Annotated in this window: 24 protein-coding genes, 1 tRNA gene and 1 other RNA gene; 10 read left to right on the forward strand and 16 right to left on the reverse strand. The window is 71.2% G+C overall.

Annotated elements, in window-relative coordinates; translation table 11 throughout:
- The first annotated feature begins 291 nt into the window (after nt 1-291).
- Nucleotides 292-365: transfer RNA gene (locus AC08OO_RS08345), tRNA-Pro, on the forward strand.
- 131 nt (nt 366-496) lie between these two features.
- On the opposite strand, the gene der is transcribed toward AC08OO_RS08345, so the two are convergent.
- Complete coding sequence (gene der / locus AC08OO_RS08350; RefSeq protein WP_108913716.1) at nt 497-1,825, reverse strand: ribosome biogenesis GTPase Der; 1,329 nt, start codon at nt 1,823-1,825, stop codon at nt 497-499.
- Here der and AC08OO_RS08355 point away from each other — a divergent pair.
- Complete coding sequence (locus AC08OO_RS08355; protein ID WP_476618395.1) at nt 1,817-1,954, forward strand: hypothetical protein; 138 nt, start codon at nt 1,817-1,819, stop codon at nt 1,952-1,954. The genes der and AC08OO_RS08355 overlap by 9 nt on opposite strands.
- A 152-nt stretch (nt 1,955-2,106) precedes the next feature.
- Here AC08OO_RS08355 and AC08OO_RS08360 read toward each other — a convergent pair whose 3' ends face one another.
- From AC08OO_RS08360 to AC08OO_RS08395, 8 genes are all read right to left on the reverse strand, one after another.
- A complete protein-coding gene (locus tag AC08OO_RS08360) occupies nt 2,107-2,934 on the reverse strand; it encodes a lysophospholipid acyltransferase family protein (RefSeq protein WP_476608355.1) in 828 nt (275 codons plus the stop codon).
- On the reverse strand, nt 2,931-3,737 hold the full coding sequence (cmk, locus tag AC08OO_RS08365; protein ID WP_476609508.1) for a (d)CMP kinase: 807 nt from the start codon (nt 3,735-3,737) through the stop codon (nt 2,931-2,933). The genes AC08OO_RS08360 and cmk overlap by 4 nt, the downstream gene beginning before the upstream one ends.
- A gap of 94 nt (nt 3,738-3,831) precedes the next feature.
- The gene (locus tag AC08OO_RS08370; protein WP_476617283.1) at nt 3,832-4,944 is read right to left on the reverse strand and encodes a prephenate dehydrogenase; all 1,113 of its coding nucleotides are present in this window, start codon (nt 4,942-4,944) and stop codon (nt 3,832-3,834) included.
- A gap of 10 nt (nt 4,945-4,954) precedes the next feature.
- Entirely contained in the window at nt 4,955-5,713 is a 759-nt protein-coding gene (locus AC08OO_RS08375; RefSeq protein WP_476606341.1) for a pseudouridine synthase, read from the reverse strand.
- Nucleotides 5,714-5,729: 16 nt separating this feature from the next.
- Nucleotides 5,730-6,314 carry an SMC-Scp complex subunit ScpB gene (scpB, locus tag AC08OO_RS08380; RefSeq protein ID WP_476609505.1) on the reverse strand — a complete coding sequence of 195 codons (585 nt, stop codon included), beginning with the start codon at nt 6,312-6,314 and terminating at the stop codon, nt 5,730-5,732.
- Nucleotides 6,311-7,309 (reverse strand): segregation and condensation protein A, encoded by a 999-nt coding sequence (locus AC08OO_RS08385; RefSeq protein WP_476609504.1) that lies wholly within the window; start codon nt 7,307-7,309, stop codon nt 6,311-6,313. Before AC08OO_RS08385 ends, scpB begins: the two co-directional genes overlap by 4 nt.
- Before the next feature lie 40 nt (nt 7,310-7,349).
- A complete protein-coding gene (locus tag AC08OO_RS08390; RefSeq protein ID WP_476609503.1) occupies nt 7,350-8,039 on the reverse strand; it encodes a Zn-dependent membrane protease in 690 nt (229 codons plus the stop codon).
- A 39-nt stretch (nt 8,040-8,078) separates the two neighbouring features.
- Nucleotides 8,079-9,068, reverse strand: a complete 990-nt coding sequence (locus AC08OO_RS08395) for a ParA family protein (RefSeq protein WP_011435892.1) — start codon at nt 9,066-9,068, stop codon at nt 8,079-8,081.
- Between the two features lie 264 nt (nt 9,069-9,332).
- Between AC08OO_RS08395 and AC08OO_RS08400 the strand changes: the two genes are divergently transcribed.
- Both AC08OO_RS08400 and AC08OO_RS08405 read left to right on the forward strand, forming a co-directional pair.
- Nucleotides 9,333-10,421 carry an S-(hydroxymethyl)mycothiol dehydrogenase gene (locus AC08OO_RS08400; protein ID WP_476609502.1) on the forward strand — a complete coding sequence of 363 codons (1,089 nt, stop codon included), beginning with the start codon at nt 9,333-9,335 and terminating at the stop codon, nt 10,419-10,421.
- 235 nt (nt 10,422-10,656) lie between these two features.
- Nucleotides 10,657-11,307 (forward strand): MBL fold metallo-hydrolase, encoded by a 651-nt coding sequence (locus tag AC08OO_RS08405; RefSeq protein WP_476609501.1) that lies wholly within the window; start codon nt 10,657-10,659, stop codon nt 11,305-11,307.
- A gap of 73 nt (nt 11,308-11,380) precedes the next feature.
- Here the strand turns inward: AC08OO_RS08405 and AC08OO_RS08410 are convergent, their stop codons facing one another.
- The 4 genes from AC08OO_RS08410 to AC08OO_RS08425 all read right to left on the reverse strand — a co-directional run bounded on the left by AC08OO_RS08410 (nt 11,381) and on the right by AC08OO_RS08425 (nt 15,166).
- A complete protein-coding gene (locus AC08OO_RS08410) occupies nt 11,381-11,680 on the reverse strand; it encodes a GlsB/YeaQ/YmgE family stress response membrane protein (RefSeq protein WP_476606334.1) in 300 nt (99 codons plus the stop codon).
- Nucleotides 11,681-11,837: 157 nt separating this feature from the next.
- Nucleotides 11,838-13,739, reverse strand: coding sequence for a serine/threonine protein kinase (locus tag AC08OO_RS08415; RefSeq protein WP_476609510.1), 1,902 nt, complete (start codon nt 13,737-13,739; stop codon nt 11,838-11,840).
- Nucleotides 13,740-14,125: 386 nt separating this feature from the next.
- Nucleotides 14,126-14,623, reverse strand: a complete 498-nt coding sequence (locus AC08OO_RS08420) for a PaaI family thioesterase (RefSeq protein WP_023840522.1) — start codon at nt 14,621-14,623, stop codon at nt 14,126-14,128.
- Between the two features lie 192 nt (nt 14,624-14,815).
- A complete protein-coding gene (locus AC08OO_RS08425; protein WP_476609500.1) occupies nt 14,816-15,166 on the reverse strand; it encodes a lipopolysaccharide assembly protein LapA domain-containing protein in 351 nt (116 codons plus the stop codon).
- Nucleotides 15,167-15,488: 322 nt separating this feature from the next.
- On the opposite strand from AC08OO_RS08425, the gene rnpB reads away from it, so the two are divergent.
- From rnpB to AC08OO_RS08455, 6 genes are all read left to right on the forward strand, one after another.
- An RNA gene (rnpB, locus tag AC08OO_RS08430) (RNase P RNA component class A) lies at nt 15,489-15,901 on the forward strand.
- A gap of 41 nt (nt 15,902-15,942) precedes the next feature.
- Nucleotides 15,943-16,194 carry a type II toxin-antitoxin system Phd/YefM family antitoxin gene (locus tag AC08OO_RS08435; protein ID WP_232234943.1) on the forward strand — a complete coding sequence of 84 codons (252 nt, stop codon included), beginning with the start codon at nt 15,943-15,945 and terminating at the stop codon, nt 16,192-16,194.
- 1 nt (nt 16,195) lies between these two features.
- On the forward strand, nt 16,196-16,462 hold the full coding sequence (locus tag AC08OO_RS08440) for a type II toxin-antitoxin system RelE family toxin (protein ID WP_476609499.1): 267 nt from the start codon (nt 16,196-16,198) through the stop codon (nt 16,460-16,462).
- A 198-nt stretch (nt 16,463-16,660) separates the two neighbouring features.
- On the forward strand, nt 16,661-16,903 hold the full coding sequence (locus AC08OO_RS08445) for a helix-turn-helix transcriptional regulator (protein WP_476609498.1): 243 nt from the start codon (nt 16,661-16,663) through the stop codon (nt 16,901-16,903).
- A 93-nt stretch (nt 16,904-16,996) separates the two neighbouring features.
- Entirely contained in the window at nt 16,997-17,908 is a 912-nt protein-coding gene (locus tag AC08OO_RS08450) for a hypothetical protein (protein WP_476609497.1), read from the forward strand.
- A complete protein-coding gene (locus AC08OO_RS08455; RefSeq protein ID WP_476609496.1) occupies nt 17,889-18,275 on the forward strand; it encodes a hypothetical protein in 387 nt (128 codons plus the stop codon). The genes AC08OO_RS08450 and AC08OO_RS08455 overlap by 20 nt, the downstream gene beginning before the upstream one ends.
- A 57-nt stretch (nt 18,276-18,332) precedes the next feature.
- Here AC08OO_RS08455 and AC08OO_RS08460 read toward each other — a convergent pair whose 3' ends face one another.
- From AC08OO_RS08460 to AC08OO_RS08470, 3 genes are all read right to left on the reverse strand, one after another.
- Nucleotides 18,333-19,469, reverse strand: a complete 1,137-nt coding sequence (locus AC08OO_RS08460; protein ID WP_011435880.1) for a bifunctional RNase H/acid phosphatase — start codon at nt 19,467-19,469, stop codon at nt 18,333-18,335.
- Between the two features lie 49 nt (nt 19,470-19,518).
- A complete protein-coding gene (locus tag AC08OO_RS08465) occupies nt 19,519-20,262 on the reverse strand; it encodes a zinc ribbon domain-containing protein (RefSeq protein WP_476609495.1) in 744 nt (247 codons plus the stop codon).
- 157 nt (nt 20,263-20,419) lie between these two features.
- Nucleotides 20,420-21,370, reverse strand: a complete 951-nt coding sequence (locus tag AC08OO_RS08470; protein ID WP_476609494.1) for a Nif3-like dinuclear metal center hexameric protein — start codon at nt 21,368-21,370, stop codon at nt 20,420-20,422.
- Nucleotides 21,371-21,373 lie beyond the last annotated feature (3 nt).

The following is a 21,373-nucleotide window of genomic DNA, read 5'->3' on the forward strand; positions in this document are numbered from 1 at the left end:
GTGTCGCCGCAGGTGGCGGCGGGATGGCCGACCCCGGGTCCTCGCCCCTGCTCCCGCTGGCCGGTGCGGCAGTGGGCGCCCTGCTGATCGGCGCCGGGGTTACCCGACGGCGCGCCCAGGGTGCGAGCTGACCCTGCTGTTCGGCGGCCCTGTGGCGTGCGGACACCCTCGTGGGTGACGGCCTCGGCCTGGTCCCACGCGGGGCCCGCGCACGAGGGTCGGGGGTCGCGTCGTCAACGACGCGACCCCCGGTCACCGTAGTGGTCGCCGGTACGGTAATGTGACTGCGTACGGGACGTGGCGCAGCTTGGTAGCGCACCAGACTGGGGGTCTGGGGGTCGCAGGTTCAAATCCTGTCGTCCCGACAGAGGTGGTAAAACCCGTTGCTCAGGCAGATGAGCCTGCTCAACGGGTTTTTTCGTCGTAAGCCGCCGTCACGCCGGTCCGGCCGGACCGGAAAGCCCACCCGGCTGACGGCCGGAACCCGGTCCAACCGTCAGCCGCCGCCCCTGCGGTCGCCGCGTTCACGCACCCGCACCGAGATCGAGATGGGCGAACCGGCGAAGCCGAAGTCCTCCCGGAGCCGGCGTTCCAGGAATCGACGGTAGGACGACTCCAGAAAACCCGTCGTGAACACCACGAACCGCGGCGGGCGCACTCCGGCCTGGGTCGCGAACAGGACCTTCGGAACCCGCCCTCCACGTGCTGGCGGCGGGGTCGCTGCGACGACCTCACCCAACCAGGTGTTCAGCCGGCCGGTCGGGATCCGGGTACCCCAGGACTCCAGCGCGGTGCGCAGCGCGGGGGCGAGCCGATCGGTCGCACGCCCGGTACGGGCCGAGACGTTCACCCGCGGCGCCCACGCGACCCGGCCGAGGTCACGGACGATCTCCCGTTCCAGGGTGAGCCGGCGGTCGGTGTCCACCAGGTCCCACTTGTTGAAGGCGAGGACGAGGGCCCGTCCCGCGTCGACGACCATCGAGATGACCCGCTGGTCCTGCTCGGTCACCGGCTCGTCCGCGGCGAGCAGGACGATGGCGACCTCGGCGGCTTCCAGGGCCGAGGCGGTGCGCAGCGACGAGTAGTACTCGGCGCCGGAGGCCTCCCGGACGCGACGGCGCAGCCCGGCGGTGTCGATGAACATCCACTCCTCGCCGCCGACCGTCACCAGCTCGTCGACCGGGTCCCGGGTGGTGCCGGCGACGTCGTGCACCAACGACCGCCGGCTGCCGGCGAGCTTGTTCAGCAGACTCGACTTGCCGACGTTGGGCCGGCCGATCAGGGCGACCCGCCGTGGGCCGTCGGACTCGGTGAGGATCTCGCGCGGCGCCTCGGGCAACGCGGCGAGCACGGCGTCGAGCAGGTCTCCGCTGCCCCGGCCGTGCAGGGCCGAGACCGGGTGCGGCTCGCCGAGCCCGAGGCTCCACAGCGCCGCCGCATCAGCCTCGAATCGTACGTCGTCGACCTTGTTCGCCACCAGGATCACCGGCAGCCCGCAGCGGTGCAGCACCCGGGCGACCGCCTCGTCGGCGTCGGTGGCACCGGTGACGACGTCCACGATGAACAGCACCGCATCGGCGGTGTCGAGCGCCGCGCGGGCCTGCTCGGAGACCTGGGCGGCCAGCCCCGTCGCGTCGGGTTCCCAGCCGCCGGTGTCGACGAGAGTGAACCGCCGCCCGCTCCAGACCGCGTCGTAGGCGACGCGGTCACGGGTCACCCCGGGGACGTCCTCGACGACCGCGGCGCGCCGGCCGAGGATGCGGTTGACCAACGTCGACTTGCCCACGTTGGGTCGCCCCACGACGGCCACCACCGGTTGACCGATCCCGGGGCCCGCGAACTCGCCGTCGAGCTCGCCCGCGAACCCATCGGGGCCGCCGACGTCATCGCCGAGGTCATCGCCGAGGCCACCGTCGGCAAACCGGTCGAACCCGGCCGCGCCGAGGTCCGTTGATAGGTCTTGTCCGCTCATCACTGTCACTGCCAACTGTCATCGTGGGACGGGATCGCCTGTGATTCCCGGGCTCGGCGCCGGACACGCGAGCGTGGTCGGATCGCCGGGGGCTCTCACCCGCCCGTCCGGAGCGAGCAGCGATCTTGCTCAGATTACCCGGCGCCGGCCCGGTCAGCCCCGCCGGTCCCGCCCGCCTCGCCGCAGGCCTTTCCGGCCCGGACGGTCGCCAGATGGTCGAGCAGGCGCACCCGGATGTCCTCCGCGACGGCGGCCAGCGCCTTGCGCGAGCGTGGGTTCGCCGGGACCTCCACCGCGAACGGCGCACCGAAGACCACCCGGATCGGCACCGACCGGCGCGGCCAGCGCGCCCCTCGGGGCAGGGCGGCACCGGTGTTGATGCAGGCCACCGGTAGGACGCGGCAGCGGCCGTGCACCGCGAGGTAGGCGATGCCGTGCTGGACCGCCGCCATCTCCCCGCTGCCCCGGGTGCCCTCGGGGAACAGCCCGATCGCCCCGCCGCGGGAGAGCTCGTCCAGCGCGGTGTGCAGGGCCTCCCGGTCGGCCCGATCACGATCGATCGGGATCTGACCGCTGAACAGCAGCGCCCGGCCGAGCACCCCCCGGTACATCTCGACCTTACTCAGGCAGCGCACGGTCCGTGGGGACTCGATCACCACCAACGGGCCATCCAGCCAACTGCTGTGGTTCCCAGCGAAGATCAACGGTTCGTCGAAGGGGACGTTCTCAAGCCCCTCCAGGCTGATCTGCATGACCACCCGGTTGAGGAACCAGCGGACCCCGGGCTTGAGGACGCGGTGCGGGAGGTCGTTGTAGATCGGTGACGCGGCACCCCGGTGGACCGGTCCACGCGCCACCCGGGCGGCCCGCCGGGCCGCCTCCGCGGCACGTTCGCCGGCGCCGTCGTCCGGCCGAGCGGCCTCAACGCGGGGCGCCTCAGCGCGGGGGTTCGACGTGGTCATCTCGTCCGGTTCGGCAGCTGCTCGCAACGCCGAAGCACCTCGTCGACGACTTCGGACACCGACAGGGCCGTCGAGTCCAGAACCACCGCGTCGGGCGGGATGGCCAGCGGGTCCGCCGCCCGGTTGCTGTCGAGCGCGTCGCGCCGGTCGAGTTCGGCGAGGGTCCGGGCGACGTCGTCGACGCCCTTCTCCCCGAGCTGGCGGGAGCGACGCAGCGCACGGACCTCGGTCGAGGCGGTGAGGAAGACTTTGATCTGGGCGCCCGGCGCCACGACCGAGCCGATGTCGCGACCCTCCACGACGATGCCGCCGGCCGGCAACGCGGCTGCGATCACCTGACGCTGTTGGGTGACGAGCAACGCCCGCACCGCCGGCACCGCCGCGATCGCACTGACCGCGTTGGTCACCGCGCGGGTGCGGATCTGGACGTCCACCCCGACACCGTCGATGGCGATCGAGGGCTCGTCCGGGTCCGTACCGACCGAGATCACCGCCCGCTCGGCCAGCTCCGCGACCGCCGCCGGGTCCTCGATGTCAATCCGCTGTTCCAGCGCGAGCTGGGTGACCGCGCGGTACATCGCCCCGGTGTCGAGGTATCGCAGGCCGAGGCGGCGGGCGATCTCGCGGGCCACGGTGCTCTTCCCCGACCCTCCGGGACCGTCGACCGCCACGATCAGACCCTCGGCCCCGCCTTCGTGGACCGCGGGACCATCTCCCTCGGACCCGAGCGGCGCAGACGTTCCCTCCCGGCTGTCGGTGACCGTGCTTCCCGCCGACAGCGCAGACCCGTGGTCGGGCTTCACCCGATTCCTCCGTCCCGGTCACATAAAGAGTCGTCGGATCGCGCCCCCGCGGATGCCGACATGTGCAACCCGGATCAGGCTACTCGGTACGGCATCAGGATCGCCGGTATGCCGTCCAGCCGTTGAGCGTCAACCGGTCGACGAGCTCGTCCGCGGCCGTCGGATCCACCGCGAGCTCGACGATGCCGGCGGGTGCGTCAAGGCTGTGCTCGAAGGGCCCGACATCCTCAATGTTGATCTGCCACTGGCTGATGAAGCCGACGAGCGCGGCGAGCTGGCCGGGTCGGTCGTCGAGCACGACCCCCACCCAGCCCCAGGACTGCGCCGGGGCGCCGGGCTTGCGCGGAAGCAGCGCACGGCCGGCCTGGCCGCCCCGCATGAGCCGGGAGACCGCGGCGGTGACCTCGTCACCGGAACCGGTGTCGAGGACGTCGGCGAGCGCGGTGAGCTGGGCGCCGAGGGAACGCACCCGCTCGGCGATCGGGCCGCGGTTACCCTCGATGATCCCCGACCACAGCTCGGCGTCGCTGTCGGCGAGCCGGGTGGTGTCGCGGAACCCCTGCCCGACGAAGGGCACGTCCCGTTCCGGCAGCCCGACGAGCGCCCCCGCGAGCGCGCTCGCGACGATCTGGGGCACGTGGGAGACCGACGCCATCGCCGCGTCGTGACGCTGCGGGGTGGTCCGCACCGGCGTGGCCCCGCAGGCGAACGCCAGCGCCACCGTGGCGTGCACCGCGGCCGACCCGGTGTGCAGGACGGGACAGACCGCCCAGACCCGCTCGGCGAACAGGTCCGCCCGGGCGGAGACGGCCCCGTGCCGTTCCCGGCCGGCGATGGGGTGGGCCGGGCACCACGTCGTGAGGTCGCAGCCGAGCTGGACTCCCTCGACCAACGGTCGGACCTTGACGCTGCCGGCGTCGCTGATCGTGTCCGCGAGGCCGGAGCGGGCCAGGGCGCGTACCTGGACCGCGACACTCGGCAGTGGGGTGGCGACGACCGCATGATCGACCCGCTCCCCCGCCCACGGCCGCCCGGCCCCCATCTTCTCGGCAAGCGCGACCTGTGCCTCGTCCACGTCGCGGAGCAGGACTTCGACGCCCCTTGCCGACAGCGCGAGACCGATGCTGGTCCCGATCAGGCCCGTGCCGACGACCCCGACCCGGCGCAGGCGCGGAAGGCGTGCGGCATCCCATTCCAACCCGACCACGGCCTAGAGCCTAGAGCCCGACGCCGTGATACAGGGCGCCGATCTCGTGACGGGTGAGGTGACGGGCCCGCCCGGCGCGCAGGGTTCCCAGCGACACCGCCCCGAACCGGGTGCGCACCAGTCGATGCACCGGGTGGCCGACGGCGTCCATCATCCGGCGGACGACGTGCTTGCGCCCTTCGTGCACGACGACCTCGACCATCACCCGTCCGTTCGCGTTGTCGACGATGCGCGCCGAGTCCGCGCGCACCGGGCCGTCGTCGAGTTCGACCTCCGCGCGCAGCTGGCGCAGGACGTCACGGCGCAGCGGGCCGGACACCTCGACGAGGTAGGTCTTGGGGACGGCGAACGAGGGATGGGTGAGCCGGTGCGCGAGCTCTCCGTCGTTGGTGACGAGCAGCAGCCCCTCGCTGTCGGCGTCGAGCCGGCCGACGTGGAACAGCCCACCGCCGAACTCCGTGAGCAGATCCGCGATCGTCGGCCGACCCCGGTCGTCCGACATCGCCGAGAGCACCCCGCGCGGCTTGTTCAACGCCAAGTGGACCAGACCCGTCCGGGTGACGATCCGCTCACCATCGACCTCGATGAGGGCGGTTTCGGGATCGACCCGGCGGCCCTGCTCGCGCACCACGGTGCCATCCACCCGGACCCGACCGGCAGCGATCAACTCCTCGCCGTGCCGGCGGGAGCCCACCCCGGCGGCGGCCAGCACCTTCTGCAGCCGGATGCCCTGGTCCTGGGGCTCGTCCGGGCGGTCACCGATACTCATGACGGGAACCTGGTACTCATGACGTAACAATGTCATCAATCTCATCGATACCGGGCAGCAGGGGGGCAATCGGCGGCAGTTCGTCGAGCCCGCGCAGCCCCATCCGTTCGAGAAAGTAGTCGGTGGTGCCGTAGAGGATCGCGCCGGTCTCCGGATCGTGCCCCACCTCCTCGACCAGGCCACGGGCGGTGAGGGTGCGGATGACGCCGTCGGCGGAGACACCCCGCACCGCCGAGATCCGCCCCCGGCTCACCGGCTGCTGGTAGGCGACGACGGCCAGGGTCTCCAGCGCAGCCTGCGACAGCCGGGCCGACTGGCCGGCGAGCACGAAGCGCTCGACCCAGGGGGCGCACTCGTCCGCGGTGTAGAAGCGCCAGCCGCCACCGGTGTGCCGCAGCCGGAAGCCACGGCCGTCGCGGACATACTGCTCGGCGAGCTGCGCGAGCAGCCGCTCGACCTCCAGCGCCGGGGCGCCGAGGCCGGTCGCAAGCTCCGCGACGCCGACCGGCTTCTCCGCGACCATGAGGACCGCCTCGAGCAACGCGCCCAGCGGCGGCCGGGCCTCCCCGGCAGCCCCGGCAACCCCGGCAACCCCGGTCACGACGCCACCTCCCGCGACTCCTCCTGCGCGTCCCCACCGTACCGATCAGATCCGAACAGCCCGTGGCCGATCGGCGGGGCGTCCGCCTCGACCGCCGGATCCAGGGCGATCCAGCGCACCGTCAGCTCGCCGAGCGGGACCTGCTGGTCGAAGGAGATCCGGCCCTCGCGGAAGAGCTCCAGCAGCGCCAGGAACCGGGCCACCACCTCGATGGTCTGCCGACAGCCGACGCACAGCATCCCGAAGGTCGCGGTGCCCACCTCGCGCAGCATCGCGATGACGGCGAGCATGTGCTCCCGCACGCTGATCCGGGGCAGGTGCACGTGATCGGTCGCAACCAGCGGCGGCAGCGGCGGCTCACGCAGCCGGGCCGCGAGCGCCGCGAGCTCCGTCGGGCCGATGCCGATCTGGACCTCCGGCAGCGCGGCGGCGTAACGGGGCTCCAGGGGTACCGCCCGGGGGGTGTGGCGCGCCTCCAGGGCCATGAGGCCGGCGAAGAGCGCCGCAGCCTCCTTGTACGCCTTGTACTGCAGCAGCCGGGCGAAAAGCAGGTCGCGGGCCTCCAGCAGGGCCAGGTCCGCCGACTCGTCCTCGGACAGGGCGCCCGGCAGCAGCCGGGCCGCCTTCAGGTCGAGCAGAGTCGCCGCGATCACCAGGAACTCGGTGGCCTGGCCGAGGTCGAACCGGTCCCCCAGCCGCCGGATGTGCGCGACGAACTCGTCGGTGACTTGGGAGAGCGCGACCTCGGTCACGTCGAGGCGATGCTTGGCGATGAGCGAGAGCAGCAGGTCGAAGGGGCCGGTGAAGTTGTCGAGTTCGACGACGAAGGTCTCCGTGCGCCCACCACGACCCGTCGGCACGCCGGTGCGCGGGGCGGCCTTCCCGTCGGCCTGGTCAGCCGGAGCGGCCTGGTCAGCCGGAGCGGCCTGGTCAGCCGGAGCGGCCTGGTCAGCCGGAGCGGCCTGGTCAGCCGGAGCGGCGCGAGACCGGGTCATGGTGCCACGCTACGCCCCGGCGGCGTCGACGTGATCATCATCACCCCAGGTTGAGGCCTATCAGCGAGGCGAGTCCCCGCAGCAACGGGCCGATGAGCTGGCCGACGACCGAGGGGAATCCGGCGAACAGCACCGGCAGCAGCAACAACGCCAGCAGGATGCCCAACCCGATGTTGCGCTCGGCCAACTGGTACCGGGCGTTGCGCCAGCCAGCCGTGGTCGGAGCGAACAGGAACAGCAACCGCCCGGCGTCTGTCGGGGGGACCGGGACAAGGCTGATGATGAACATCGACCCGAACGTGACGGCCATCCACAACGCGAGCTCGGCACCGAAGCTGTTCGGCACCGTCACCTCGGTGACGCGGTCACCGAGTCGCACCAGCCCCGGCTCGCCGAGCGGCTGGAACACCGCCAGGGCGGCCAGGGCGAGCAGGAGATACGTCAGCGGCCCGGCCAGGACGGCAGCGGCCACGTGGAACCGGCGGCGGCGCCACACGTCGTTCATGGGCACCGACTCGGCCCAGCCGTAGCCGACGACGAAGACGGCGACTGCGCTGAACGGGCTGAGCCGGTCCTTGAGGCCCGTCATCATCCGCCCCGAGCGCATCGGGGTCGGGTCACGGACCAGCCGGGCCACGAGCACCTGGGCGGCGTCGTGAGCGAAGATCCCGATGAGGAAGGCGAGGAGGATCCCGAGAAGCGCCGCGGGTTCGGCAAGGTGGAACAGCACGTCGCTACCTTTTCGCCCCGATCGCCTCGTTGTCCCGGTTCAGCCGACGGCTGGCGGCGTGTCGTGCCGGACCATCAGTTCCCGGGCGAGTCGCCGGTAGCCGGCAGCCCCCACCGACGTCGGGGCGTAGGTGGTGATCGGCTCGCCGGCCACCGTGGTCTCCGGGAACCGAACCGTCCTGTTGATCACAGTGTGGAACACCTCGTCCGGGAACCGTTCGACGACCCGGGCCAGCACCTCCCGGGCGTGCAGGGTGCGGGCGTCGTACATGGTGGCCAGAATGCCGGCGAGCTCCAGGCGCGAGTTGAGCCGCTCGCGCACCTTGTCAATGGTCTGCAACAGCAGCGCCACTCCCCGCAGCGCGAAGTACTCGCATTCCAGCGGGACGATGACGGCGTCCGCCGCCGTCAGCGCGTTCACGGTCAGTAGGCCGAGCGAGGGCTGGCAGTCGACGAGGATGACGTCGTACTCGTCGAGGATCGGCGCCAGCGCGCGGGCGAGGCTGTGCTCGCGGCCGACCTCGGTGACCAGCAGCACCTCCGCGGCGGACAGGTCGATGTTGCTCGGCAGCAGGTCGAGCCCGTCGACCTGGGTCTCGACGATCACCTCGCGGACGTCGGCGTCCCCGCCCAGCAGGAGGTCATGCACCGTCAGGTCGAACTGCATCGGGTTGACGCCGAGCCCGACCGACAGCGCACCCTGAGGATCGAAGTCGACGAGGAGTACCCGCCGGCCGTACTCCGCGAGAGCGGCACCCAGATTGATCGTACTGGTGGTCTTGCCAACCCCGCCCTTCTGGTTGCACATCGCGACGATCCAGGCGGGACCGTGCGACGTCAGCGGGGGCGGGACGGGAAACGACGGCAGCGGCCGTCCGGTGGGTCCGGGCTCGCCCACCCCCGCATCGACACTCTCACCGCCGGCCTCGAGCCGCCCGTCCTCGGACAGGCGGGGATCACCGACCGTCACCTCCCCGTAGAAGCGGCGGGTCGGTGAGGCGACGGACGACGTGTCGGTGAAACGGACCACTGAGGGATTGCTCCTTCTACAAAGAGCAGAAACGGACCGGTAGGAGCGTACCGACACCGACCCGTTCTCGGTGGCGCCGGGTGGCCGTAAAGCGGCGTGTCGCGCCATGAGCGGCGTGACCACGTTGGACGGACCCCACCTGTGTTGGACGGACCCCACCAACGGAGGTAGGAAATCAGACACCGGGGGGTGACCGCTCCGGTTCGACGAGGGATTCATCTCTCCGATCAGTGCTCGAGGAGACTCGAGGAGAAGGGATCCGGGATGGGCGCGCAGACGGTGGAAGCGGTGGTGGCCCGGGAGAAGGGCGCCGCGGTCTCGCTGGAGCAGATCGTTGTTCCGGATCCGGGTCCAGGCGAGGCACGGGTACGGGTGCGCGCCTGCGGCGTATGCCATACCGACCTGCACTACCGCGAGGGCGCGATCAACGACGACTATCCGTTCCTGTTGGGGCACGAGGCGGCCGGCACCGTCGAATCGGTGGGCGAGGGCGTGGTGGGTCTGGCCCCGGGTGACTACGTGGTGCTGGCCTGGCGGGCCCCCTGCGGAACCTGCCGGGCCTGTCGGCGCGGCATGGCCTGGTACTGCTTCGACTCCCGCAACGCGCGAAATCCGATGACCCTGGCGGACGGGACGCCGCTGGCGCCGGCGCTGGGCATCGGCGCGTTCACGCCGCTGACCCTGGTCGCCGCGGGCCAGTGCGTGCCGGTGGACCCCGCGGCCCGGCCAGAGGCGGCCGGGCTGATCGGCTGCGGGGTGATGGCCGGTTTCGGTGCCGCCGTGAACACCGGCAGGGTCACCCGGGGTGAGACGGTGGCGGTGATCGGCTGCGGCGGGGTCGGCAGCGCGGCGATCGCCGGCGCCTCGATCGCGGGAGCGCGGAAGATCATCGCGGTCGATGTCGACGACCGGAAGCTCACCTGGGCCCGACGCTTCGGTGCCACCGATGTCGTGAATGCCACGGCAGACGATCCGGTGGTGGCCATCCGGGCGCTCACCGACGGCTTCGGCGCCGATGTGGTCATCGATGCGGTGGGCCGCCCGGAGACCTACCGCCAGGCCTTCGACGCCCGCGACCTGGCGGGGCGGCTGGTCCTGGTGGGTGTACCCGACCCGACGATGACCGTGGAGCTGCCGCTCGCCGAGGTCTTCGGCCGCGGCGGTCACCTGTCGTCGTCCTGGTACGGCGACAGCCTGCCGAGCCGCGACTTCCCGATCCTCATCGACCTCTATCGCCGGGGCCGGCTCGACCTCGACGCCTTCGTCACCGAGACCATCGGGATCGGCGACGTCGAGGAGGCGTTCACCCGGATGCAGCGCGGCGGCGTGTTGCGCAGCGTCGTCATCCTCTGAGTCGTCGTTTGAGTCGTCGTTCACCGGGCCGCCATCTACTGAACCATCGTTCACCGAACCATCGTTCACCGAGCCTTTGCTCACTGGTGAGCTTCGTCGGCGGCGGGTCCACCCGGAGCCGGGAACCGCCGGATACGGTCGACCCCACCGGGTGCACCGCCGTCCGACGGCACCCGCGACACGGGCAGCGGGCAGCGGGCAGCGGGCAGACCGATCGGGTCGAGGAGGGGACGCAATGATCGTCAATGCCGGGCTTCGGGTGGATCGGGTGATCACACGCGGCGACTTCACGCTCGACGGTCAGTCGTTCACGGTCGACAACAACGTCTGGCTCGTGGGAAACGACGACGAGGTACTGGTCATCGACGCCGCGCACGACCCGTCGGTGATCGCGGCGGCCATCGGCACCCGCGTGGCCACATCGATCATCGCTACACACGGTCACAACGACCACATCAATGCGGCGGCGGAGCTCGCGGACCTGGTCCGGGCGCCCATCGCGCTGCACCCCGCCGACGTGGTGCTGTGGAAGGCGATCTATCCGCACCGGGCGCCCGACCACGCGCTCGCGGACGGACAGCTCATCAGCCTGCCCGAAGGTGGAACGCTGCGCGTCCTGCACACCCCGGGCCACTCTCCCGGCGGGATCTGCCTGTTCGGGGAGATCAACGGCGACCCGGTCCTGTTCAGCGGCGACACGCTCTTCCGCGGGGGTCCCGGGGCGACCGGGCGATCCCACTCCGACTTCCCGACCATCCTGGCCTCGATCCGCACCAGACTGCTCACCCTGCCCGCGCACACCGTCGTGCACACCGGTCACGGCGACGACACGACCATCGGCGAGGAGGGTGTCGACTACGACGACTGGGTGAACCGCGGCCGCTGAGCGGCCACCGAGCGGGCGCTTCCCCGCATCACCGCCGGGTGTACGCACCGGACCCCCGGGTGTACGCACCAGGCTAGAGTCGGCCCGCGGTGCGCCGGGTGCCGCTGCTCTGCCCGCGACGCGCCGCCCACATCGGGGAGACGATCGCGACCAGCGCGACCGCGACACCAACCTGCAGGATGTGCCGGATCCAGTCGAAGCCGCCGGTGTGGCGCACGCCGAGCGCGCTCGCGATCACGTTACCCACCAGCGCGCCGATGATGCCGAACCCGACCGTCAGCCAGAGTGGGATGTTCTGCCGACCCCGGACGATCAGACGGGCCAGAAGACCGATCACCAGACCGGCCAGAACGATCCAGATAATTTGGAACACCGAACACCCTCCAGAGCCTGAGTCTGCCTCCTCTTCGTCTCCATGAACCCGGCTGCACAAACACCGCGGGCACTCGACCTGCACCGGATGCACAAACCTTCCTTATTTGGTTTTTTCCTGGAAAATAGGCACAACCCGGCGGAACGCCGACCGTCCGTCAACGCGGAAGATCCCGGACGTCGACGGCCCGCAGATTGATGTTCGCGAATCCCTGGTGCATTCCGGGTACCAGGTCGACCCAGAAATAACCACGCAGCCGGTAGGAACCCTGCACGTAGCCGAAGGAAGCACCGCTGTGCGCCATCTCGGCAAGGCGGTACGTGCTCCCGAAGCACTCCTTCCCCGGCTCGAAGCCGGGCGGCTCCCCCGGCCCGAGCGCCCCGCACGCGTCGAAGAGGGTGAAGTTGGGCCGGTTGTCCCCCCCAAAGTCCGGTCCGGGGTAGAAGGCCCCTTCGTTACCCTCGGCGAGGGTGGAGATGTCGAGGAAGATGATCTGGGTGTCGTGGGCTGCGACGAAGTCGGTGAACGCCTTGGCCTGTGTGAGCTGGCCGACCGTGCCCCGGAACCCGGGGATCGGCCGCCCCGACGACAAACCGGCGGGAGGAACGATGACAGAGGGTGAGGGGAGCCCCAGTGGCCCAGGAGTACGTCCCGATCGGGCCGGGACGTCGTCACGCGACGACGGGGTGGGTGGCACGTCGTGCGGGCCGGGCCCCGGTTCCCCGCCCGTCGCCCGGGAGCTGGCTGCCGTCCCGGGGGCCCGCGGACCGAGGTCGCCGGCGGCCTCGGATGCGCTCAGGGCGGCCAGGCCCGCGAGTGTCGCGGCCAGGGCGGCCAGACCCGCGGTCCGGCGCGGGTGGCGTCGGGCGCGGGCCCGCCGGCCGGACAGGGGCCGCTTCGCCCCGGCGGAAGCTACCTCGGCGGAAGCGGCCACATCATGATCATCTCCAGTCGGCCGGCCACCGGCCGGACCGTCGTCCTCGCCGGGCCCGGACTCGCCAACCCGCCCGGACTCGCCCGCCGGACCACCGGTCCCGAGTGGCGCCCGGTCCGCTGTCCCCGCGCCATTTGTCCCCGCGCCGTCGCCCACTCGCACCCATGCGCCGGCGCTCTCCGGCGCATCGAGGCGGATCTGCGTCTTGGCGTCGTGGGTATCCTCCTCCGCGGCCGGCAGAAGGCTCCTCACACGGGTCGCCACCGGTGGAGCGAGCCAGGCGTCCCGCAGTATCCGGCGTGTCTCGCGTCCCGGGTCGCCAGTAGACCCGATCAGCACGCGCAGCAACGCGTGGGCGCTCGGCCGGGCCATGGGCTCCTTGAGCAGCGCCGCGCGGACCGCTGGGCGCAGGGCCGGCGGAACATCCCCGGTGTCGGCCTCGTCGTGGACCACCCGGTACAGCAGTGCGTCGGGCCGGCCGGTGCCGAAGGGGGGTCGCCCCGACGCGGCGAACAGTACCGTCAGGCCCCAGGCGAAGACGTCCGCCGGTGGGCCGATCTCGCCGCGTCCAGTGACCTGCTCCGGGGCCATGTAACCCGGGCTGCCCAGCAACACCCCCGTCCTGGTAGCGGCCGTCGCGTCGACCGCCGCCGCGATGCCGAAGTCGATCACTTTCGGGCCGTCCTCGCTGAGGATCACGTTGCCCGGTTTCAGGTCCCGATGGACGATGCCGGCGTCGTGGATGGACTTCAGGGCCTCGGCGAGCCCGGTCGCCAGCGCCATGACGACCGGCATGGCCAGCGCGCCCCGGTCGGCGATCGCCTCGGCGAGGCTCTGGCCGTGGATGTGCTCGGTTGCCATCCACGGATCCTCGGCGTCGGGATCGGCATCGACCAGCCTCGCGGTGCAGGCACCGTCGACCGCCCGGGCGGCCGCGACCTCGCGACGGAACCGGCTGCGGAACTCGGGATCGGCCGTGAAGTCCGACCGGATCACCTTGAGGGCGACCGGCTCTCCGGTCTCGTCGTCGATGCCGAGGTAGACGACTCCCATACCGCCGGAGCCAAGCCGCGCGGTGAGCGTGAACCGGGCGATCCGCTCCGGATCGCCAGAGCGCAGCGACATCGCCGGCACCGCGCCCTCCCTTCCGTCGAGCTTTCCGCCGCGAGCCGACCGACAGCCGGCGAGGATTGGCCGCCGGGGCCGACCGCAGCTCCGAACGTTCCGACGCAGGGGCCGAGGCAACGGTCGATGGAGCATCCCGACAGGCCCGGAGCTCCCGGCCGAGGCACAAGCGGTCGATCCCGACCGATCGGCCTGGCCAGCCGGTTCCAATCAGTTCCGGGGAGCCGACCCAACGGCTCGATCCCGGATGCCACGTCCACCGTGCCAGCTAAATCTGTGACGGAGATGTGACGGAGATGTGACGGTCCGTGCGGTCGAATCACAGCGAGCAAACGAGTCCTGCCCGTGAGCGGATTCCGAGATTCGGAGATCAGAAGATTCGAAGATCAGAAAATAGTTTGATGTTCGCGTAGCCGGATCAGGTCCGGATCCTGCTCGATCGCCTGGATGTCCTCGGCCCGGGCATGGGTGACGAAGTGCTCCATGGGTACTTCGACGAACAGCCCTCGGGCCCGGACCGCGACCCGTCCGGTAGGGCTGTTCAACCGTCCCTCGCCACTGGCGTAGACCCGCCGGCCGAGCACGCCCTCGACCCGCGCGCTCAGGTGCAGGACAGTGCCCACGGGTACCGGCCGCAGGAAGTCCGTCTCCAGCCGGCCGGTCACCAGGCTGGTCCGGGTCAGATGCCCGAGCGCACCCAACGCCTCGTCAAGGGCGCAGCTGAGCAGGCCCCCGTGGGCGAGGCCCGGCGCTCCCTGATGATGCTCGGTCACCTCGAACGTCGCGCACAGCGCGAGCCCGGCATCGGCGTCGACCCGTAGGTGCAGTCCGTGGGCGGACTGGTCACCGCAGGCGAAGCACCGCACGTAGTGGGACGGCAGCACGGTGCCAGGCGCCGGTGCGTTCGCTGGACGTGGCGGGAGTTGTGCTCCCGGTGGCAGATCTGTTCGCAACGGCGTCACGACCCGGACTGTACCGACGCGGTGGGATCCGCCTGGCATCTTGCCGACGTCCCTTCCACCAACCGGCTACACCAACCGGCTACCGGCCAACCCGCGGCCAAGGACTCCGCTCAGCTACCGGCGGCTGGCCGCGCGACGCAGGTGGCGCAACTCGCGGCGCAGCCTGATCTGAGGAATGACACCGATGAGTAGGCCAACGACGAGACCGGCGGCGGCCGAGGCGGCCAGTGCACCCGCGACCGACATCTGCTTGGTCGAACCGAACAGCCAGATGCTCACGCGCGCGTCGTTCTGCACGACGAAGACCACGACAGCGATCGCGATGAGCAGCACCAGCACGGTGATCGCATAGGTGGTGTAGGCAACCCCGCGACGCGGCGGCCGGGCGCCGCCAGTGGGCGCACCCGGGACGCCGGGAGAATCCGGTGCGCCCGGGTGGACCGGCTGGTGCGGCGCGGGCGCCACCTCGCCTGAACCACCCAGAGCGCCCGGACCGGCTCGACCAACCGAACCAACCGAACCAACCGGAACCTGGCCGGCGGGCGTTCCAGGAGGCGAGGCCGCGGGGGTCTGCCCGGCCGGCGCAGGCGCCGCAGGCGCGGACGGAGAGGCCATACGCCCCGCGTCGCCGAACCCTTGGCCCGGCTGCTTCGGTCCCGTCATGATCGTCCTGTTCCTCGACTCGCCGCCATCCCGCCCGATCGGCCGGCTCCGCGCACCGACAGCCCGATCAGCCCTACGCCCAGGAAGCGTGGACCGGGAAGCACTCTATACTGAAGGAAGCGGACGAGTTGGCCGGGCGGCCGCGTCGGCGCCGGCCGGTCCGGCGCCGCCGAGGAAAGTCCGGGCTCCACAGGGCAGGGCGGTGGGTAACACCCACCCGGGGTGACCCGCGGGACAGTGCCACAGAAAACAGACCGCCGGTGCCGGTCCCGGCGCCGGTAAGGGTGAAACGGTGCGGTAAGAGCGCACCAGCGCCCAGGGTGACCTGGGCGGCTCGGTAAACCCCGCCCGGAGCAAGGTCAGAAGGCCCGTGGCCGTCACAGGTCGCGGACCGCGCAGGCGTTCGAGGGCTGCCCGCCCGAGCCTGCGGGTGGACCGCTGGAGGCTGCCGGCAACGGCAGCCCGAGAGAGATGGTCGCCGCCGGCGAGCCGTGAGGCGAGCCGGTACAGGACCCGGCTTACAGGCCACCTCGTCCGCCTCAGCGGCCCGACCGCTCCCCGGTTTGTACAATCTGGGGATGAGTGAGATGCCGATCAGCGAGGCACGCGACCACCTCGGCGAGATCGTCTCCAAGGCGGAGCACGCCCGGGAGCGGATCGTCCTGACCCGTCACGGTCGCGCGGTTGCGGCAGTAATCTCCATAGAAGATCTCCGTGAACTGGAAGCGGCAGAGGACGAAGCGGATCTCGCCGTCGCCCGAGAGGCGCTGGCCGCCGAGGAGCCTCGCGTACCCCATGCCGACGTCCTCGCCGAGTTCGGCCTGAACTGACGTGGCGCACACCGTCGAGTGGGCGACTGCGGCGCTGCGAGAGCTGCGCAAGCTCGACGCCTCCGCCGCTCGACGGATCCTGATCGCGGTGACACGACTCGCGGCGGAACCCCGCCCCTCCGGGGCCCGGGCCCTCACCGGCCAACCCACCGGGATGCTGCGGATCAGAGTTGGTGAATATCGGGTGATCTACCAAGTCGACCACAGCCGCGTTCTCGTCACGATCGTCCACGTCGCCCATCGACGTGAGGTGTACCGGCACCTCTGACCCGAGCGGCTCGACACAGTGATATCAAGATTGCCCATCACCTGCCTACGTCCACGACAGGGCCGCTGTCCATGGCGCGCGTTCTATAGACGGATCGGGCCGAACCTGGTCATCGGTGTCATGGGACCCGGGGCCGACACCGATCCGAAAAGCCGTCAGGTCGGCCGAAGAACGTCTCGACGACGTGGAGGGTGACGCATGAAGCTCTCGGCTCTCAAGCCTCTCGACCAGGTCATCGAGGACAACCGCGCGGATGCCGAGTTCCGTGACGCACCGGACCGCAGGGTTTTCGCCCGCGACGTTGCGAACAAGGTGGTGCGATACCGCACCGAGCACGGTCTAAGTCAGCGTGAGCTGGCGGCTGTCGTCGGCCTGGTGCAGCCCCAGATCGCCGGGCTGGAGAGAGCCGACCACCAACCTTCCTCCGACACTCGGCGCTGATCATCTCTGGAGGGATCGAAACGCTGGGTCGCCGTCCTCACCTGACTGGTCGTTTCTAGCCATGATGTGGTGACACTGCTACGGTAGGTGGCAATGTCGATCGAACGGCCGGATGCGAGCGTCGATGTGCCGGCCGCTCCCGGGAGACCGGGGGCTGGGCCGAGCCAGGCCGAGGTGAAGGCGCGGCTGCTCGACCGGCTCACATCACCGGAGGCAGGCTCCCCCGTTTCCGCCGACGACACCGAATCCGATGGCTTGGCATCCGCAGGCTCGGCCCCTGAAGGCTCGGCGCGGCCGGAGACGGAACGTTCCAGGATCGACGCCAAGCTGGACGCGCTCGACCGCCGGAACACCTCGGATGATCGTGCTCCGTGGCCGGCCGACCGTCGGTCGGTAGAGGACACGCGGTCCGCCGATCCTTCGCCAGTGGAACGCAAGCTCGCGCTGCTCGACCGCGGGCCCGGCGGTGAGATGGACGCGGCCAGGAAGCAGGATCGGCCGGCCGGACCGGAGAAGCTGGGGTGGCGGCTCACGAGGATCTGGCGGGAAAGCCTCCCGACTCGAGATGGACGCGCCTTCTTCGAGAAGTCCGACACGGACATGCGGAGGACCGCGATGGCCGCCGAGCCGGTCCCGGGCACCTACACAGCCGACCTGCATGGCGACCCGTCGGGATTCCGGGTCGGCAAGGTCGCGCTCGACGCCCGGCAGCTCGGCGCGCTCATCCGCGCGGACGAGAACTGGCGCGGCCGACCGGTGCGGCTGCTGTCCTGCGAGACCGGGCAGGGCGACAACCCCGTGGCCCAGAAGGTCGCGGACGAACTCGGGGTCGCGGTAACGGCACCGACCGAGCTGGCCTGGGCCGACGACCGCGGTAACGTGTGGACGACATCAAGACGCCGTAACGAGTTCGGTGTCCTGGAAGAGACCATTCCATACGATGGCGCCTGGATCGACTTCCATCCGAAGACCAAGGGTGATGACAATGCCTCTGATTCGCGGTGACCTCAAGGTAGCGAAGGTCTTCGACGGCACAGCGGACGGAGTTCCCTTCATCGTCGACCGCCTAGACCTGCCGGCTGGTCGTGAGCGTTCCGATTTCCTCGCCTACCTGCGGCAGGGTGCGGTCATCATGCGCGCCGCCGGTCTCGATGTCGACCAGTTGGACGAGTCACGCGAAAAAAGAGTGCCGATTGCTCTCCTGACAGACGGGGAATGGGTCTGGGACGCATCGATCGCCTATTATCTGGAGGAGCACGATCTTCCGCCGGAGCCGGCGTTTCTCGACTATCTCCGCGGCCGGGACTTCACGTATGTGGCGCCGACGGAGGAACAGGTCAGCGCCGCGGCGGTGGCCCTGCGGGCGCGGTAGCGCCGCGGGGCCGGCAGCCTCGGCCCTGACCCCGCATCAACCCGCCTGAGCTGCCCCCTATTCGCCGTAGATCGTCTGGCCCGCCAGGTGATGGGTGTCGTTGAACCCGCGTAGCACCGCCGGGCCGTCGGAGTACCAGTCGATGGTCGTCATCGACACCAGATCCAGGTGGAGGCGGTAGAGCACGGCCGGTTCCGCCGCCAGCGCCAGCTGGGCCAACCCCTTGATCGGCGTGACGTGTGAGACGATGAGGACCCGCCCGCCTGGCTGCTCGGCGAGCAGCCGGTCACGCACCCGCGCTACCCGGGCCACGGTGGCGATCAGGCTCTCCCCGCCGGGCGGCGGGACGTGCGGGTCGGCGAGCCAGGCATTGAGCTCATCGGGGAACTTCTCACGCACCTCGGCGAAGGTCAGCCCCTCCCAGGCGCCGAAGTCGGTCTCCCGCAAATCGTCGACGACGACGTAGTCGCGGCCGAGGGCCTCGGCGGTCTGCCGGGCCCGCTTCAGCGGCGAACTGACGACGAGATCGAACGGCTCGTCGCGCAGCCGGTTCGCTACGGCCGCGGCCTGGCCGAGCCCGACGTCGGTCAGGGCCGCCTCGACCGTCCCGCTGAAGCGCTTCTCCACCGAGAGCGGGGTCTGCCCGTGGCGCAGCAGCACGGTCGTCGTCGGCGGTGCGGGCGGCGCCATCCAGCCGGAGAGCCGGTTCGTCGTCGGCGCGTGGTGCGGAACCGGGTCCGGGGACTGCGGGACCGCGGGTTCCCAGGCCCGCCCGGCGGCGGCGGCGTCCATCGCCTCGTTCGCGAGCCGATCGGCGTCGGCGTTGCGCGCGCGGGGCACCCACTGGAAACGGACCGCGGGGAACCGGGCGGCGAGTTCCGTCGCCTCGGCCACCAGCGGCCGCATCGCCGGATGCTTGACCTTCCACCGGCCGCTCATCTGCTCGACGACGAGCTTGGAGTCCATCCGGACCTCCAGCTCGGCGTCCGGGGCGATCTCAGCGGCGGCCCGCAGCCCGGCGATCAGCCCGGAGTACTCGGCGACGTTGTTCGTGGCGCGCCCGATCGAGTCCGCGCGCTCGGCCAGCAGCTTCCCCGAGCCGGCGTCGCGGACCACGGCCCCGTAGCCCGCCGGGCCCGGGTTACCCCGCGACCCGCCGTCGGCCTCGATGACCAGCCTGCGCACGGTGCCCATCTACATGCTCCCCTCGTCTACCCCCGAGGCGGGGGTCCCGCCGACCGTGCTACAGCCCCGATTCGGGGGTACGGACCAGGATGCGCCGGCACTCCTCACAGCGCACCACCTCATCCGCCGGCGCCGCCGCCACGGCGCGCAGGTCGCCGCCCGACAGCTCAAGATGGCAGCCCTGGCAGCGGCGGCGCAGCAGGGCCGCGGCGCCCACTCCGCTGGAGGACGCCCGGATCCGCTCGTACAGCGCGACCAGCGCCTCGGGCAGCTCCGGGACGAGAGCGTCGCGGTCGTGGCGCAGCCGCGCCACCTCGGCATCGAGCTCGGCGTAGGCTTTGTCCCGCGCGGCCACCGCCGCGTCGAGCTCGGCCTGCAGGGCCGATCGCTGCTGGGACAACGCGGAGAGCCGGCTCTCCAGGCCCTCGACGGTCTCCATCTTCTCGAGCGCGTCGTCCTCGAGCACGCCCTGACGGCGGGTCAGCGAGGCGAGCTCCGCCTGCAGGTTCTCCAGCTCACGCGGCGTCGAGACGGCGCCGGAATCAAGCCGCTGGGAGTCACGGGCCGAACGGGTCCGCACGAGGTCGATCTCGTTCTCCAGCTTGCGCTGGGCACGCGCGACGTCGCTCAGCTCGGTCTGCACCCCGACGACCTCACCGTCCAACGAGGTCAGCGCGGCGGTGCGCTCGGTGATGACGGCGTGCTCCGGCAGACCGCGTCGGCGGGCCACCAACCGGTCGATACCGGTGTCGAGCGCCTGCAGATCGAGCAGGCGGAGCTGAACTGCTGGATCGGCCTTCATCGATTCCTCACTGGTACACCTGAACGACTACACTTGGCCGACCTGGTCGGGGCGACCAGGCCCGACCTGACCAGGCCCGACCTGACCAGGCCCGACGCGGCGCCCTCCGGTGACCCGGGCCTCCGCGTGACCCGGGCCTCCGCGCCGCCGGCACCGCCTACCGGGACGGAACGTGCACCCGCCAGGGATCGGTCACGATAGCGGATACCGACGTGCTCACCGTACGTCCCCCCGCACGCAGACCGGCGCGCAGGCGGGTGGCGGCCTGGCTCAGCCAGGGCCATTCACTCGCCCAGTGGGCGACATCGACCACCACGACCCCATGCGCACCGACGGCGTCGAGGACGTGGTGATGCCGGCCGTCCGCGGTGACGAGGACGTCCGCTCCCGCGGCCTCGGCGGCGGCGACCAGTTCTCCCCCCGAGCCGCCGCACACCGCGATCCGCCGGACGAGCCGGTTCGCGGTACCCGTCGCCCGGACCCCGCCCGCCGTCGCCGGCAGCGCTCGGACGACCCGGGCGCAGAACCGTTCCAGGGACTCGGCCGTGGGCAGGTCACCGATCCGGCCGAGGCCCCAGCACACGCTCGCCCCGCCGGCACCGCCCTCACCACCGGCACCACCCTCACCACCGGCGCTGCTCCCGGCACCGCCCTCGTCCGCCCCGACGTTCGCCGGGGCGGACAGCGGGGCCAGGGCGGACAGCGGGGCCAGGGCGGACAGCGGGGCGACGTCACGCAACCCCAGCGCGTCGGCAAGCGCGTCACTCACGCCCGGCGCGGCGACATCGGCGTTCGTGTGCACGGTGTACAGGGCGACGCCGGCCCGGATCAGGGTGGCAGCGACCCGCCCGCCCGGACCGGTCTCGGCGACGCCGTGCACTCCCCGCAGGAACAGCGGGTGGTGGGTGACGAGCAGCTGAGCTCCCGCCGCGCCGGCCTCGGCCGCCACCTCGGGGGTCGGATCCACCGCGAACAGGACGGCCGAGGCCGGCGCCTCCAGATCACCCACCGCCAGTCCCACCGCGTCCCAGGACTCGGCCCAGGACGGAGGGAAGAAACGCTCAAGCACGGCCACACAGTCACGCACTGTCGCTGACGGAAAGGTCACCAC

Source organism: Frankia sp. CeCAU1 (assembly GCF_977971845.1).